Consider the following 14,102-nt stretch of genomic DNA (forward strand, 5'->3'; position numbering starts at 1 on the left):
AAAATCACCCCGTGACCTGCCTGCGAATGCGATTTTGTGATCCTTATGTTGACGACCCACCGAATTTTGCCAGCAACCTCCGCTTTCCGGCAGCCATCCAAAGGCTGACGAAAAGCTGCCCACCGTAGACTGCCGGTAATCGGGAAACCGCCGGTTTCCTGTTGGCCTCAACCTTACGAAGGAATAACAATGAACAGTGCCATCATTGCAGGTATTTTCTGGCATCTGGTGGGTGCCGCCAGTGCCGCCTGTTTTTATGCTCCATTTAAGCAGGTGAAAAAGTGGTCCTGGGAAACGATGTGGTCAGTAGGCGGCGTTATGTCGTGGCTGATTCTTCCCTGGGCAGTCAGTGCGGTATTACTGCCGAACTTCTGGGCGTATTACGGCAGCTTTAGTTTCTCTCAACTGATGCCGGTATTTCTGTTTGGTGCCATGTGGGGCATCGGTAACATCAACTATGGTTTGACCATGCGCTACCTCGGGATGTCGATGGGCATTGGTATTGCCATCGGTATCACGTTAGTGGTGGGAACCTTGATGACGCCGCTGCTGCAGGGCCGCTTTGTCGAGCTATTCAGCTCACCCGGCGGACGCATGACGCTGCTCGGCGTGTTAGTTGCCCTGATCGGCGTAGGGATTGTATCGCGTGCCGGTCTGTTAAAAGAGCGGGCGCTGGGCATCAACGCCGAAGAGTTCAACCTGAAAAAAGGGCTGATTCTGGCCGTGATGTGCGGCATCTTCTCGGCCGGCATGTCGTTTGCGATGGATGCCGCCAAGCCGATGCACGAAGCCGCAGCCAATCTGGGTATCAATCCACTCTATGTTGCGTTGCCAAGCTATGTGGTGATTATGGGCGGTGGTGCGTTAATCAATCTGGCTTACTGCTTTATCCGTCTGGCGGTAAAAACCGATATTTCTGTACGCCGTGATTTCTCCGTCGCTAAACCAATGCTGCTGGCCAATATCGCGTTTGCCGTGCTGGGCGGCACCATGTGGTATCTGCAGTTCTTCTTCTACGCCTGGGGACACGCCAAAATTCCGGCACAGTATGACTTCATCAGCTGGATGCTGCATATGAGCCTCTACGTGCTGTGCGGTGGATTGGTTGGTCTGGTACTAAAAGAGTGGAAATCGGCGGGTCAACGTCCGGTTCGCGTTCTCTCGCTGGGTTGTGTGGTGATTATCATTGCTGCCAACATCGTTGGATTAGGCATGGCAGCCTGATGTAAAGCCTGACGCCGCTACGGCACGTCAGGCCTTCACTTTCTCTGCTGAGAATTCACGCTGCGGCAGGAAACGCTGCCGCCACGCGCTCGGCGTTAAACCGGTTTCCCGCGTAAACACCACCGAAAAGTAGTTACTGTCATCGAAGCCGCAACGCGCGGCCACTTCACTGATTAAGCAATCCTGCGTCCGCAGCAGATATTTCGCCTGACACAGCTGTAGTTGCCGCAGATAGTGTCCCACGGTCATACCGGTTTGCTGGCGAAACAGTTGCTTCAACGCACGCTCGCTCAACTGATTCTGCTGGCAGAACACTGCCAAATCGAATGGACGGCTGATGGCACCTTGCAGCGCCGACATTAGCAGATCTAATTGTTCTCCTTCAGGTAATGCCCAGGGCCGATCGGCAGCATAACCGTGACGGCGCAGAATCAATGCTAATTGCAAAAACAGCGCCTCAGAGAGTTGAATCGATAGCGAATCACTTTTGCGGCTTTCGCGTTCCAGCTGGCTAATCACACCGCGCGCTAACGCCATCCCGCGGGTGGTCAAACGCCAGCAGCCCGGCGAATTTTCTTCTTGCGGCGGCAACAACTGGCTCCAGTCAAGGCCAAGACGAAAGCGATCGCGGCAGTAAAGAATGTTATCCAGCGCCAAATCGTTGACGCTGTCATAGCTGTGGCAGTCGTTATCGTGAATGTAAAAAACGTCGCCGCAGGTTACCAACCATGGACGATCGTTCAACACATGCAGGCCGTTACCGCGCCAGACGATAACGATTTCACTGAATTCATGACGGTGCGGAGGAAAGGAGGGCTGCGGCATGCGCTCGGCCACCGCAATCGGCAGATTGGAGGCCGGAAAATAGTCTTCCCGCGTTAAGATCAGCGACATGAGGAAACGCTCCAGTTATAGCATCTGCTGGCGCTCCGCTCTGGGCGCACAGCCAAATTCCCGCCGGAACAGCGTGGAGAAGTGATTGCTGTCACCAAATCCACACTGGTAGGCGATGTCTGTAATGCGCATATCGCTATGACGCAGTAAATGCCGCGCCTGTAACAGGCGAAGCCGATTAAGGTAACGCTGCGGTGTATTACCGGTTTGCTGCTTCATCTGGCGGTGCAGAGTGCGCAGCGACAATGAAAAACGATCGGCTAATGCATCCCACACAATCTCTTCACTGTAGTGCTCATTGAGCCAGTCGAGCAACCGATGTAAGCGTGCTTCCTGATCCTGTAATTGATCGTTGTGAGCCGCTTCGCGCAACAACACCAGCAGTTGCAGAAAAAGTTGCTCCTGGCGTGCGTGACGTTCCAGTGACCACACATCTTGCTGCTTCATCTGTGTAACGATTTGCAGCGCCTGCGCCATCACCTTGTGATTAATGCGCCAGTGCGACGCGTAGTGATCCTCTTCTTCGCGCGGCAGGAGCGCCTGCAAACCCGAGAGAAAACGAAATGACGCCGGACTGCGATACAGCACGTTGGTCAGGCACAAATTTTCCGTTTGCTCATAAAGATGACGATCGTGATCGCGCACAAAGCATACGCATCCTGCGGATAAAGCTTGTGGCTGACCGTTAAACACATGAATGCCAGAACCGTGTTCCACCAACACGATTTCATGGAAATCATGATGGTGCTCCGGAAATGCCTGCTGCGGCACACGCGGCTCGATGGCGATGGCGTAATTCCCTTCAGGGAAGAAATCTGCGATATGTAGAACGGTCATGATTCGCCTCTTAATTAACTCAACCGTTGCCGAGTCTACGCAGGCGCCCCGCACCTTACCTTGAATTTTCATCTTAGTGACGCAGGAAAATGGCTAATTTTTCAAGATCTCACCGGCGATTGACAGAAATGCGGCAAGGCTCACATCTCGCCACTTGTGTGGTTCTGTGAGCTTTCTCACGAACTTCTTTGTCAGCCTGCCAGTGACTATTACGCACTGGCAGTAAGGGGAAGGTGGCAAAAAGCGGAGATTTCTAATCTGTAGTCATCTCATTACAGGAAGAACACGCCATGAGTATGCGTAACATTGTTGCCATTGATTTAGGCGCATCCAGCGGGCGCGTGATGCTCGCACAATGGAGTTCAGCGAATCAGCAGATCAGCCTGCGCGAAGTGCGTCGCTTCACCAATCAGCGTGTGCGCCGTGCAGATTATGATTGTTGGGATTTGGAGCGACTGGAGCAAGAGATTCGTTTAGGGCTGGCCCAGCTTGATGATGAAGGCATTGTGCCGGACAGCATTGGCATCGATACCTGGGGCGTTGATTTGGTGTTGCTGGATGCCAACGGTGAACGCGTCGGCGAGGCGGTAAGTTATCGCGATAAGCGTACAGAAGGGCACATGGCTCAGGCCATTAACGATCTCGGCAAAGGAGCAATCTATCAGCGCACCGGCATTCAATTCTTGCCGTTCAACACCCTTTATCAACTGCACGCACTGCATCAGCAGCAGCCAGATTGGCAGGAAAAAGTGCAGTATGCGCTGATGATTCCTGACTATCTGCACTATCGCCTTACCGGCCAGATGAACTGGGAATACACCAACGCCACCACCACACAACTGCTCAATATTCACAGCGGCGAATGGGACAGCGATTTGCTTGCGTGGGCTGGCGTGCCGGCTAAGTGGTTCGGCAAACCAACATCGCCAGGTAACACTGTCGGTTACTGGACCAGCGCCAGCGGCAACCACATTCCGGTGATCGCGGTTGCGACTCACGATACGGCGAGCGCGGTTTTGGCCACACCGTTAATGCAGGATGATGCCGCTTATCTCAGCTCGGGAACCTGGTCACTGATGGGGATTGAGAGCTTGCAGCCTTGTGTCAGCACGGCGGCGCTCAATGCCAACGTAACCAATGAAGGTGGAGCAGAAGGCTACCGCGTTCTGAAAAACATTATGGGTTTGTGGCTGCTGCAACGTGTCTGCACTGAGCTGCAAATTACCGATCTCTGTTCGCTGATCAAAGACGCCGCAAAAGGGCCCGCCTGTCGTGCGCTGGTAAACCCCAATCACAGCCGTTTTATCAATCCAGACAGCATGGTTCAGGAGATTCAAAACGCCTGCGCCGAACAGAACATGCCCGTACCGCAGACGCCGGCTGCGCTGGCTCGCACCATCTTTGACAGTCTGGCCTTGCTCTATCGTCAGGTGATTGGCGAACTCGCCACACTGCGCGCGGCACCGCTGCGTCAACTGCATGTGGTGGGCGGCGGCAGTCAGAACCCGCTGTTAAATCAATTGTGTGCCGATGCCTGTCAGCTGCCGGTATTGGCGGGGCCGATTGAAGCCTCGACGCTCGGCAACGTCGGCTGCCAGCTCATTGCTTTGGGCGAACTGCGTGACGTCAGCGATTTACGCCGCTGCATTAGCCAAAACTTCCCGTTAGAAAAATTTGAACCGTTGAACAACAGCGCCTTCGCTGCCCATCAGGCACGCTTTGCCGCGCTCAGCTAACCTGCTAAGGAACTTGCATATGACTAAGCTGATTGAACAGGCCTTCGAACTGGCCAAACAACGTTACGCCGCCATCGGTGTGGATGTGGAACAGGTAATGGCGCAGCTGGATGGCATTCCGGTCTCGATGCACTGCTGGCAAGGTGATGACGTGCGCGGCTTCGAAAATCCGAACGGTGAACTGACCGGCGGTATTCAGGCTACCGGCAACTATCCGGGACGTGCACGTAATGCTGATGAGCTGCGCTCTGATGTTGAAAAAGCGATGTCACTCATTCCGGGTGCTAAACGCCTCAACCTGCATGCGATTTATCTGGAGAGCGATAAGCCGGTTGATCGTGATGCGATTGAACCGAAACACTTCAGCAACTGGGTGGAATGGGCCAAAACGCACAAGCTGGGCCTCGATTTTAATCCAAGCTGTTTCTCCCATCCGCTGAGCGCCGATGGTTTTACGTTGTCACACGCCGACAAAGGGATTCGTCAGTTCTGGATTGAACACTGCAAGGCCAGCCGTCGTATCTCTGCACACTTTGGTGAGCAACTGGGTACCGCATCCGTCATGAATATCTGGGTGCCGGACGGAATGAAAGATCTCACCGTCGATCGTTTAGGACCGCGTCAACGCCTGGCGAGTGCGCTTGATGAAGTGATCAGTGAAAAACTCAATCCTGCGCACCACATTGATGCGGTAGAGAGCAAACTGTTTGGCATTGGCGCAGAGAGCTACACCGTGGGTTCCAATGAATTCTGCCTGGGTTATGCCAGCAGCCGCCAGACCGCGCTGACTCTGGACGCCGGCCACTTCCATCCAACCGAAGTGATTTCCGACAAAATTTCCACGGCCATGCTCTATGTGCCGCGCCTGCTGCTGCACGTAAGCCGTCCGGTGCGCTGGGACAGCGATCACGTGGTGATTCTCGACGATGAAACCCAGGCCATCGCTACCGAAATCGCACGCCACAAATTGTTCGACAAGGTGCACATCGGTCTCGACTTCTTCGATGCGTCAATCAACCGCATCGCGGCGTGGGTAATTGGGACACGCAATGCCAAAAAAGCGCTGCTGCGTGCTCTGCTGGAACCTACCGACCAGTTACGCAAGCTGGAGAGCGAAGGGGATTACACCGGCCGCCTGGCGATGCTGGAAGAACAAAAATCGTTGCCATGGCAAGCGGTGTGGGAAGCCTGGTGTCTGCGCCACGATGTCCCTGCTGATGCCAGCTGGCTGAGCGAAGTCCGTCATTATGAACAACAAACACTGCGTCAACGTTAAGGGACACACCATGCAAAATATCCTCTCTTCCGCTTTTGTTCAGGGAATGGTTAAAGCGACCAGCGACATGTGGTTGAAAGGCTGGGATGAGCGTAATGGCGGCAACGTCAGCTTACGTTTACTGCCGGAAGAAGTTAAAGATTTCGCCGGTGATTTCTATGCCGAGCCGCGCTGTATTGAGCTGACCAAACCTGCTCCAGCGCTGGCCAATGATTGGTTCCTGGTCACCGGATCGGGTAAGTTTTTCCGTAACGTTCAGCTCGACCCGGCCGACTGTCTGGCGCTGCTGCAGGTGGATGACAAAGGCTTGTCATACAAAATCCATTGGGGTTTGAGTAACGGCGGCCTGCCAACATCAGAGTTGGCAGCTCACTTCCAGTCGCACAGCGTGCGCAAGCAGGTCTCAAACGGCATTGATCGCGTCATCATGCATTGCCACGCCACCAACTTTATGGCGCTGAGCTATGTGGTAAATCTGGATTCCGCACGATTCACACGCCTGTTGTGGGAAGGCAGCACCGAATGTCTGGTGGTGTTCCCGGATGGCGTAGGTATTCTGCCATGGATGGTGCCCGGTACCGATGGAATTGGTCAGGCAACGGCAGACGCAATGGCAAATCACAGCATTGTGATGTGGCCGTTCCACGGCATCTTTGGCGCGGGTCCAAACCTCGACGAGACTTTCGGCCTGATCGATACGGCGGAGAAATCCTCCGAAGTGGTGGTAAAAGCACTGTCAATGGGCGGTATTCGTCAAAGCATCACTACTGAGCAGCTGATCGCGCTGGGTGAACGCTTCAACGTTAAGCCGTGGCAAGCCGCGCTGCAGGCGGAGCGCAGCGATGTTGCGTAAAGCCTTTGTGATGCAGGTGCATGCACACTGCCACGATGAGTATCTGCGCCGCCATACGCCAATTTGGCCGGAACTGGCCGAGACGCTAAAAGCGCATGGTGCGCACAATTACGCTATCTGGCTGGATGCTGAACGCAATCTGCTGTTTGCCAGCGTGGAAATTGAGTCTGAAGCGCGCTGGGAAGCAGTGGCAAAAACCGAAGTGTGTCAGCGCTGGTGGGCATCAATGAAGGATTTAATGCCATCGAATCCGGATAACAGTCCGGTGAGCGCGGCGTTAAAACCGATGTTTTTCCTGCCTTAACGCGCGCTCCCCTCAGTATTGGTACTGAGGTAATAATTTTAGGCCGACACGGAAGTCGGCCTGAATTTTATTTGGTGCTCAATTCACAATATCCCGCCAGAGCGGGCCAGATTGCCATCTGCGTATCCACGATCTGGTCAAGATCCTCACGATTAGCGCCTTCACGCGCACGCACCGACATTCCCTGCAGTAAACACGCCAGATAGCGGGCTAACGTTTCACTATTGGCACATTGCGGTAACTCGCCGCGCTGTTGCCGGGTATCAAGAAATGCTTTTAACGCTGATTCCTGAGCGTGATGCTGCTGCGCCAGCATTTGCGCCACTTCTTCTGAGCCGGAAGAGAGCGCGCTCGAGGTACAAATGAAGAAACAGCCAGCAGGCTTATCACATGCGGTGAAGCATGCGGCGGTTGCGCGAAAATAGGCTTCAATGGCCGTTTTCACGTCTAAAGCATCATCATTTAGCACGGCGTTGCGTTGCGCGCTGAACGTTTCAATGTATCGCTGCATCGCCGCACGGAATAACCCTTCTTTATTTTCAAACTCAGCATAAAGGGTTGGGGCTTTAGCGCCGGTAGCGTTAACCAAATCGGACAGCGAAGTGCCTTCATAGCCATGCGCCCAGAACAACATCATTGCCTTGTCCAGGGCATCGTTGCGATCAAACACTTTCGGACGGCCGCGCGTTTTCCTGTTCACCACATCGATAACTTCGGTCATTGGGCACCTCAAAGCGTAAAATACTCCATTAAATTACCGATCATTAAATAAATATGCAAGCGCAGCCCGGAATGAGTCTATTCGTCTTTGCCCGTTTGTGCTTTTTGCTTGCGAAAGCACCCAAATGGATAAGTCAAAAAGGGCTGGGAAGCCCATAATCACGCCACTTCCGATTAAAATAATGATCGTTAATAAAATGATTGACGCGCGGGTCCATTCGGCAGTAGCATTTAATTAACGGTTGTTAACTTAATCGCGACCGACCCCAATTCATCTGTATAAGAGAGCAAAATTATGAAAAGCATCAAACTGACTTTGGCCGCTGTAGCATTGTCTTCAATCGCGTTTGGTAGCATGGCTGCAGACTTAGTAAACGAAGCGCCGCTGAATCAACAACAAATTGGTGTGGTTAGCGCATCAGGTAGCACTAACCTGACATCGCTGGAGAATCAGCTAGCGGAAAAGGCCAGTGCTGCCGGAGCAAAGTCATTCCGCATCACTTCGACCTCTGGCAACAACAAGCTAAATGGCACAGCAGTAATTTATAACTAAGAGAATTGAGCGGAGGGCAATTAAGCATTCCGCAGGAAGTGAACAAAAGGCTTCAGAAGATAACCTTCTGAAGCCTTTTTTCTTATCCGTTAGAACGCAGCTGTGGATAGCGGCGGAAGATAGCGATACACCAGAACAGTGCGGCAAGGCCAATAATGCCGCCGACGTTACCGACATCCGACATTTGCATATGCAAACTGACCTGATTACCCAGTAGCGCACCCGCGCCGATACCGATGTTGTAGATACCCGAGAACAGCGACATCGCGACGTCGGTGGCATCCGGTGCCAGCGCCAAAACGCGCACCTGCATCGCCAGACCAATCATCATCATTGCCATGCCCCAAACGATGCACAGCACGGTGATTGCAGCGGGACGTACAGCAGCAAACACCAGCAAGCCCATGCTTAGCGTGATCATCGCAATCGCGGCGATCAGCATCGCAGAAGGGAATCTATTGCCCAGCGTACTAAACAGCACGCTGCCGAGAATGCCCGCTGATCCAAACAGCAGTAACAGCAGCGTGGTGAAATTATCATCGGCATTAGCCACCACCTGCATAAACGGTTCGATGTAGCTGTAAGCGGTGTAATGCGCCGTCACCACCACGGTAACCAGAACGTACATTGCCACCAGCGCCGGACGGCGGAATAGCATCGGAACGCTGCTCAGTGAACCCGTGTGCTCGCTCGGCAGACGCGGCAGTATGCGCATCAGCAAAATCAGCAATACCAAAGCAGACAAGCCGATCATGCCAAAAGTAGTGCGCCAGCCAAGATATTGACCGACGATACGCCCAATCGGCACGCCCAGCACCATCGCCAGCGCGGTACCGGTTGCCAGCATACTCAACGCCTGAGTTTTCTTGCCTGCAGGCGCCACGCGAATGGCCAGCGAAGCGGTAATTGACCAGAACACGGCGTGCGCTAAGGCAATACCGATGCGCGAGATAACCAGTGAGGTGAAATCCCATGCCAAAGACGAGAGCACATGGCTGGCAACAAACACGATGAACAACACGGCCAATAGCAGGCGACGCTCAATATTGCGCGTTAACAGCATCAGCGGCAGCGACAATAGCGCGACAACCCACGCGTAGATGGTCAGCATAATGCCAACATCGGCAGTCTTCATGTCATAGCTGGCGGCGATATCCGACAGCAGACCGACAGGCACGAATTCTGTGGTGTTAAAGACAAAAGCAGCAATAGCCAGCAGTACAACGCGTAGCCAGGCCGTTTTACGGGAAACAGTAGTAGATTGCATGGAGTTCAAATCAGTCAGACGGCAAATGAAAGGGCAAAAAGCACCCCAGAAAGTGACCGGAGTCACAAATTGCCGCTATTGTGGAGCATTAATGAGCGGAGGGAAACCGTTTGTCGGGCTTTTATTACTGAATATTTTTTATCAAGAGTGGCGTAATTAATAGCCTGAGGTTTTTACGCTTTCTGTCATCAATACGAGAGCGAGCAAGATTAACAACGGGGTGAAAGAAGCAACTGGACCTGACACCACTTTGAGCGCCTTAAGGTCCAGTTATTATTACACTTAAATTTATAGTTATTATGAAACGCCGCAGTGCTGCTTAACAAAAGAGTTAGGTCTGCTGACCACTCTCACATCATGATTATCAGAGTCGCACCATGTGTTTTAGTGCCACACTATTTTGAGTCGTCATGTTTTTTTTTAATCCCACCGGACAGCAGTGCTCGCAGCCCAGCGCGCTGGCATAAAATTTACGCGCTTGCTGAATGGCGGCATTTGGCGTGTAGAAAGTCCCAAGGAAACGGCGTGCCTCATCGGCGGGTAGGTACGGGCATCCCGTTGCGTGTACTACATGGTTGTCGTTATAGCCGGCATGCTTATCGACGTAATAATAGAGTCCCATCTATCGTCCTCATTGCTGTGAAATAATAAAAGTCTAACTATTGTTGGAATGGAATGAATTATAGCGACGAATGGCCGTTTTGTTTTATCTGGGACTGTGAGATCACCGGATGGCGTGGACTTGATGAGAGAACGGGGCGCATTAGCCCCGTTTAACAGATGAAAGGTATTACAGTTTCCGGCACTGCAATCGCCAGCCGACCAGCAAAGCCATTAATAATAGCAAGCTAATGAATGCCGTAACGCCCATCCAGCCATAGCTGTGCCAGAACACGCCGCCCAATGTACCCGCCACGCTGGATCCAACGTAATAGCTAAACAGATAGAGTGACGATGCCTGGCCTTTAGCCCGACGCGCACGCGGGCCAATCCAGCCGCTGGCAACAGAGTGCGCCGCAAAAAATCCGGCGGTGAACAACATCATGCCGGGTAAAATCAGCCACAATGAGTTAAACGCCGTCAGCAGCAATCCCGTCAGCATAATCGCAGTTGCGCCAATCATCACCGGACCGCGTCCAAAGCGGCTGGTCATCGCGCCGGCTTTCGGTGAACTCCAGGAGCCGGTCAGATAGACCACCGACAGCAATCCCACCACCGCCTGGCTCAGCGACCAGGGCGCACTCAGCAGGCGATAGCCGATGTAGTTGAACAGCGTGACGAACGCGCCCATCAGCAGGAAGCCCTCAGCGAACAGCAGCGGTAATCCTTTATCGCGCCAGTGCAAACGGAAGTTGATCAGCAAACTACGCGGACGCAGCGAAGCTGGACGGAAATGACGCGACGCAGGCAGGATTTTCCAAAACATCAGCGCGCCCGCCAACGCGAAACAGCCAATCACGCCCACCGCAACGCGCCACGAGAAGAAATCGGTCAATACGCCCGTCAACAGGCGTCCGCTCATGCCGCCAATCGAGTTACCGCTGATGTACAGCCCCATGGAAAAGGCGATAACGCGTGGATGAATCTCTTCACTCAGATAGGTCATGCCAACCGCCGCAACCCCGCTCAGCGATAAGCCAATCAGCGCGCGCATCAGCAAAATCCCCTGCCAACTGCTCATGGTGGCGGAAATCAAGGTACAGATAGCCGCGAGCAACAGCGCGGTAACCATCACCGATTTACGCCCAATCGCATCCGACAGCGGCCCGGTAAACAGCAATCCCAATGCCATTAAGCCGGTCGATAGCGAGAGAGAAATACTGCTTTGCGCTGGAGAAACGCCAAACTGTTGCGATAACACCGGCAAAATGGGCTGCACGCAATACAGCAGGGCGAAAGTGGCAAGACCGGCAGAGAACAGCGCCAGCGTCACGCGCATAAACTGCGGCGATCCGCGTTCAATCCATTCTGAAGGGGTTGCAGCTGGAACAGGCTTTACGGACAACTCGTCTTCATCGAGTATCACCGCCTGAGAAGAGCGACTCACGGAACATCCTCGTTTGAACAATCATGCCGTTACTGTAGGAAAGGGCGAATAGGTTGTACAATATATTAATAATCTCAAATGAGACGTTTAAAATATGAATGTTGAGTTGCGTCATTTACGCTATTTCGTTGCCGTCGCGGAGGAACTGCATTTTGGCCGCGCCGCGCAGCGCCTGAATATTTCGCAACCGCCGCTAAGCCAGCAGATTCAGCAGCTGGAGCAGGAAATTGGCGCGCAGCTGTTTACCCGCACCAATCGCAGCGTACAGATCACGCCCGCCGGCGCACTGTTTTTGCAGGATGCGCGTGCCATTTTGTTACAGGTCGAGCAGGCCGCCCGCCGCGCCGCACGCGTGCATAGCGGGCAGGAGGGCGAGTTGCGCATCGGCTTTACCTCCTCAGCGCCGTTTACCGGTCTGGTTTCTGACGCGCTGTACCAATTCCGTCAGCGTTGGCCAGAAGTACACATTCAGATGCAGGAGAACAACACGCGGCAGCAGCTTGCGCCACTTCATGATGCTCGACTCGATCTTGGTGTGATGCGCAATACGCCGCTCCCCAGCGATCTGCAGCACCGCGTGCTACTGCGTGAGCCGCTATGCGCGGTAGTGCATTGGGCGCATCCGCTGGCCGATGCAGAGTCGATTTCCATTCAGGCATTAGCCAACGAGCCGTTTGTATTTTTCGATCCGCAAGGCGGCACTGCGTTATACGGTGAAATCCTGGCGCTGCTGCATCGCTATCAAATCAAACCTTTTATTACGCAGGAAGTGGGCGAGGCGATGACCATTCTTGGTCTGGTGGCGACCGGACTCGGCGTGTCTATTCTGCCGGCGTCATTCAGCCGTGCACGTCTGGCTGATGTGGTGTGGATTCCATTGCAGGAGTGCGACGCGATTTCTGAAGTTTGGCTGGTCTGGTCAGCGACGCGAGAACCAACGGCGCAAATGACCAATATGATGTCGCTGATGCTGCAAAATGCAGAGAATTGAGTCCGCAGTTGAATGAGGGCCCAAACTTTATGTGCGATAAATCACATTTCTAATCAAATATTTGACGCTGCTGGTCAATCTGCATCACCATAGCTGCTGTTTATTTAGAAGCGCGAAAATAATGGGAGCTGGGCGTGAATCTGTACAGTCAACCTGGTCATATTGATCAGATAAAACAGACCAACGCAGGTGTGGTTTACCGACTGATTGACCTTTACGGCCCGATTTCGCGTATTGAGCTTTCTAAACGTGCCCAGTTAGCACCCGCCAGCATTACCAAAATCGTGCGTGAAATGCTCGATGCCCATCTGGTTCAGGAAACTGAATTTCAGGAACCGGGCAGTCGCGGTCGTCCCGCGATTGGTTTGATCCTCGATACGCTCGCCTGGCACTATCTCGCCGTGCGCATTCAGCCCGGATTTATTACGCTGACGCTGCGCGATCTCAGCAGCCGCGCGCTGCAGGAAGATCGCCTGCCGCTGCACGCCAGCGCCGACAAACCACTGCTGCAAACCTTGCACGAGACAGTGAATGACTTCTTTATTCGCCACCAAAGCAAGCTGGAGCGTTTGACCGCCATCGCCATTACCTTGCCAGGATTGATCAACGCCGCTTCTGGCGTGGTCCATCGTATGCCGGGTTATGACGTGCAGGATATGCCGCTGGGAGAAACGCTGGCGCAGCGCACCGGTCTGCCGGTGTTCGTGCAGCATGATATTTCCGCCTGGACGTTAGCCGAAGCGCTGTTTGGCGCATCCAGTGGCGCGCAACATGTGATTCAGATTGTGATTGATGAAACCGTCGGCGCGGGCGTGATCAGCGGCGGACAACTGCTGCACAAAAATGGTCGTACGCTGGTGGAAATTGGTCATACGCAAATCGATCCTTACGGCCAGCAGTGTTATTGCGGCAATAATGGCTGTCTGGAAACCGTCGCCAGCATCGGAAGCTTGCTTAATCTCACCGCCCAGCGTTTGCCGTCGCAGCCGGACAGTGTATTGCATCAGACGCCGTTGACGATTGAGAGCTTATGCGCAGCCGCGCAGCAGGGCGATCGCCTGGCGCGTGATGTGATTGCGGGCGTCGGACACCATATTGGCCGTATGCTGGCGATGATGGTAAACATCTTTAATCCTCAACAAATCCTTATCGGTTCGCCGCTGAATCAGGCCGCCGATGTGCTGTTCCCTGCGGTGAGCAGTACCATTCGACAACAAGCCTTGCCCGCATATAGCAGTGAAATCCAGCTCACACCAACGGCTTTCAGCGATCCCGGCACCTTTGGCGGCGCCGCACTGATAAAAGACGCGCTCTATAGCGGCCATTTATTGGTAAAACTGTTGCAGGGATAATTACAGCTCACCTTAAGTTTGTCCTAACGCAATCTGCCCGCGAAAACA

At 53.6% G+C, this 14,102-nt stretch carries 14 protein-coding genes; 8 read left to right on the forward strand and 6 right to left on the reverse strand.

Going from position 1 to position 14,102, the window contains the following annotated elements; translation table 11 throughout:
• Positions 1-189 precede the first annotated feature (189 nt).
• Positions 190-1,224 carry an L-rhamnose/proton symporter RhaT gene (gene rhaT / locus PZBJ_RS22365; RefSeq protein ID WP_101764338.1) on the forward strand — a complete coding sequence of 345 codons (1,035 nt, stop codon included), beginning with the start codon at positions 190-192 and terminating at the stop codon, positions 1,222-1,224.
• Between the two features lie 27 nt (positions 1,225-1,251).
• Here rhaT and rhaR read toward each other — a convergent pair whose 3' ends face one another.
• Together rhaR and rhaS are read right to left on the reverse strand one after the other, a co-directional pair.
• Positions 1,252-2,118, reverse strand: a complete 867-nt coding sequence (rhaR, locus tag PZBJ_RS22370) for an HTH-type transcriptional activator RhaR (protein WP_101764339.1) — start codon at positions 2,116-2,118, stop codon at positions 1,252-1,254.
• Between the two features lie 15 nt (positions 2,119-2,133).
• Complete coding sequence (rhaS, locus tag PZBJ_RS22375) at positions 2,134-2,955, reverse strand: HTH-type transcriptional activator RhaS (RefSeq protein WP_101764340.1); 822 nt, start codon at positions 2,953-2,955, stop codon at positions 2,134-2,136.
• Positions 2,956-3,245: 290 nt separating this feature from the next.
• Here rhaS and rhaB point away from each other — a divergent pair, with 290 nt between their 5' ends.
• Genes rhaB through rhaM form a run of 4 tightly spaced genes read left to right on the forward strand, consistent with a single transcriptional unit; the run spans position 3,246 to position 7,124 of the window.
• Positions 3,246-4,691, forward strand: a complete 1,446-nt coding sequence (gene rhaB, locus PZBJ_RS22380) for a rhamnulokinase (RefSeq protein WP_101764341.1) — start codon at positions 3,246-3,248, stop codon at positions 4,689-4,691.
• A gap of 19 nt (positions 4,692-4,710) precedes the next feature.
• Positions 4,711-5,967, forward strand: a complete 1,257-nt coding sequence (locus PZBJ_RS22385) for an L-rhamnose isomerase (protein ID WP_101764342.1) — start codon at positions 4,711-4,713, stop codon at positions 5,965-5,967.
• Positions 5,968-5,977: 10 nt separating this feature from the next.
• Positions 5,978-6,820 (forward strand): rhamnulose-1-phosphate aldolase, encoded by an 843-nt coding sequence (rhaD, locus tag PZBJ_RS22390; protein WP_101764343.1) that lies wholly within the window; start codon positions 5,978-5,980, stop codon positions 6,818-6,820.
• Positions 6,810-7,124, forward strand: coding sequence for an L-rhamnose mutarotase (rhaM, locus tag PZBJ_RS22395; RefSeq protein WP_008108878.1), 315 nt, complete (start codon positions 6,810-6,812; stop codon positions 7,122-7,124). Before rhaD ends, rhaM begins: the two co-directional genes overlap by 11 nt.
• A gap of 67 nt (positions 7,125-7,191) precedes the next feature.
• On the opposite strand, the gene PZBJ_RS22400 is transcribed toward rhaM, so the two are convergent.
• Entirely contained in the window at positions 7,192-7,845 is a 654-nt protein-coding gene (locus PZBJ_RS22400; protein ID WP_101764344.1) for a TetR/AcrR family transcriptional regulator, read from the reverse strand.
• 294 nt (positions 7,846-8,139) lie between these two features.
• On the opposite strand from PZBJ_RS22400, the gene bhsA reads away from it, so the two are divergent.
• Positions 8,140-8,397 carry a multiple stress resistance protein BhsA gene (bhsA, locus tag PZBJ_RS22405; protein WP_101764345.1) on the forward strand — a complete coding sequence of 86 codons (258 nt, stop codon included), beginning with the start codon at positions 8,140-8,142 and terminating at the stop codon, positions 8,395-8,397.
• An 82-nt stretch (positions 8,398-8,479) separates the two neighbouring features.
• On the opposite strand, the gene PZBJ_RS22410 is transcribed toward bhsA, so the two are convergent.
• The 3 genes from PZBJ_RS22410 to PZBJ_RS22420 all read right to left on the reverse strand — a co-directional run bounded on the left by PZBJ_RS22410 (position 8,480) and on the right by PZBJ_RS22420 (position 11,711).
• Entirely contained in the window at positions 8,480-9,664 is a 1,185-nt protein-coding gene (locus tag PZBJ_RS22410; RefSeq protein WP_101764346.1) for a sugar transporter, read from the reverse strand.
• Positions 9,665-10,028: 364 nt separating this feature from the next.
• A complete protein-coding gene (locus tag PZBJ_RS22415; protein WP_101764347.1) occupies positions 10,029-10,286 on the reverse strand; it encodes a hypothetical protein in 258 nt (85 codons plus the stop codon).
• Between the two features lie 168 nt (positions 10,287-10,454).
• Positions 10,455-11,711, reverse strand: coding sequence for a multidrug efflux MFS transporter YnfM/SxtP(Kp) (locus tag PZBJ_RS22420; protein ID WP_101764348.1), 1,257 nt, complete (start codon positions 11,709-11,711; stop codon positions 10,455-10,457).
• Between the two features lie 94 nt (positions 11,712-11,805).
• On the opposite strand from PZBJ_RS22420, the gene PZBJ_RS22425 reads away from it, so the two are divergent.
• Both PZBJ_RS22425 and mlc read left to right on the forward strand, forming a co-directional pair.
• Positions 11,806-12,702, forward strand: a complete 897-nt coding sequence (locus PZBJ_RS22425) for a LysR family transcriptional regulator (protein ID WP_101764349.1) — start codon at positions 11,806-11,808, stop codon at positions 12,700-12,702.
• Between the two features lie 134 nt (positions 12,703-12,836).
• A complete protein-coding gene (gene mlc, locus PZBJ_RS22430) occupies positions 12,837-14,054 on the forward strand; it encodes a sugar metabolism global transcriptional regulator Mlc (protein WP_101764350.1) in 1,218 nt (405 codons plus the stop codon).
• Positions 14,055-14,102 lie beyond the last annotated feature (48 nt).

This window comes from Pantoea endophytica (assembly GCF_002858935.1).
GTDB lineage: Bacteria > Pseudomonadota > Gammaproteobacteria > Enterobacterales > Enterobacteriaceae > Pantoea > Pantoea leporis.

Bases quoted from the DNA above. Each gene is read 5' to 3' on its own strand.
- rhaT (WP_101764338.1), top strand. From the start codon at position 190: ATGAACAGTGCCATCATTGCAGGTATTTTCTGGCATCTGGTGGGTGCC.
- rhaR (WP_101764339.1), bottom strand. From the start codon at position 2,118: ATGTCGCTGATCTTAACGCGGGAAGACTATTTTCCGGCCTCCAATCTG.
- rhaS (WP_101764340.1), bottom strand. From the start codon at position 2,955: ATGACCGTTCTACATATCGCAGATTTCTTCCCTGAAGGGAATTACGCC.
- rhaB (WP_101764341.1), top strand. From the start codon at position 3,246: ATGAGTATGCGTAACATTGTTGCCATTGATTTAGGCGCATCCAGCGGG.
- PZBJ_RS22385 (WP_101764342.1), top strand. From the start codon at position 4,711: ATGACTAAGCTGATTGAACAGGCCTTCGAACTGGCCAAACAACGTTAC.
- rhaD (WP_101764343.1), top strand. From the start codon at position 5,978: ATGCAAAATATCCTCTCTTCCGCTTTTGTTCAGGGAATGGTTAAAGCG.
- rhaM (WP_008108878.1), top strand. From the start codon at position 6,810: ATGTTGCGTAAAGCCTTTGTGATGCAGGTGCATGCACACTGCCACGAT.
- PZBJ_RS22400 (WP_101764344.1), bottom strand. From the start codon at position 7,845: ATGACCGAAGTTATCGATGTGGTGAACAGGAAAACGCGCGGCCGTCCG.
- bhsA (WP_101764345.1), top strand. From the start codon at position 8,140: ATGAAAAGCATCAAACTGACTTTGGCCGCTGTAGCATTGTCTTCAATC.
- PZBJ_RS22410 (WP_101764346.1), bottom strand. From the start codon at position 9,664: ATGCAATCTACTACTGTTTCCCGTAAAACGGCCTGGCTACGCGTTGTA.
- PZBJ_RS22415 (WP_101764347.1), bottom strand. From the start codon at position 10,286: ATGGGACTCTATTATTACGTCGATAAGCATGCCGGCTATAACGACAAC.
- PZBJ_RS22425 (WP_101764349.1), top strand. From the start codon at position 11,806: ATGAATGTTGAGTTGCGTCATTTACGCTATTTCGTTGCCGTCGCGGAG.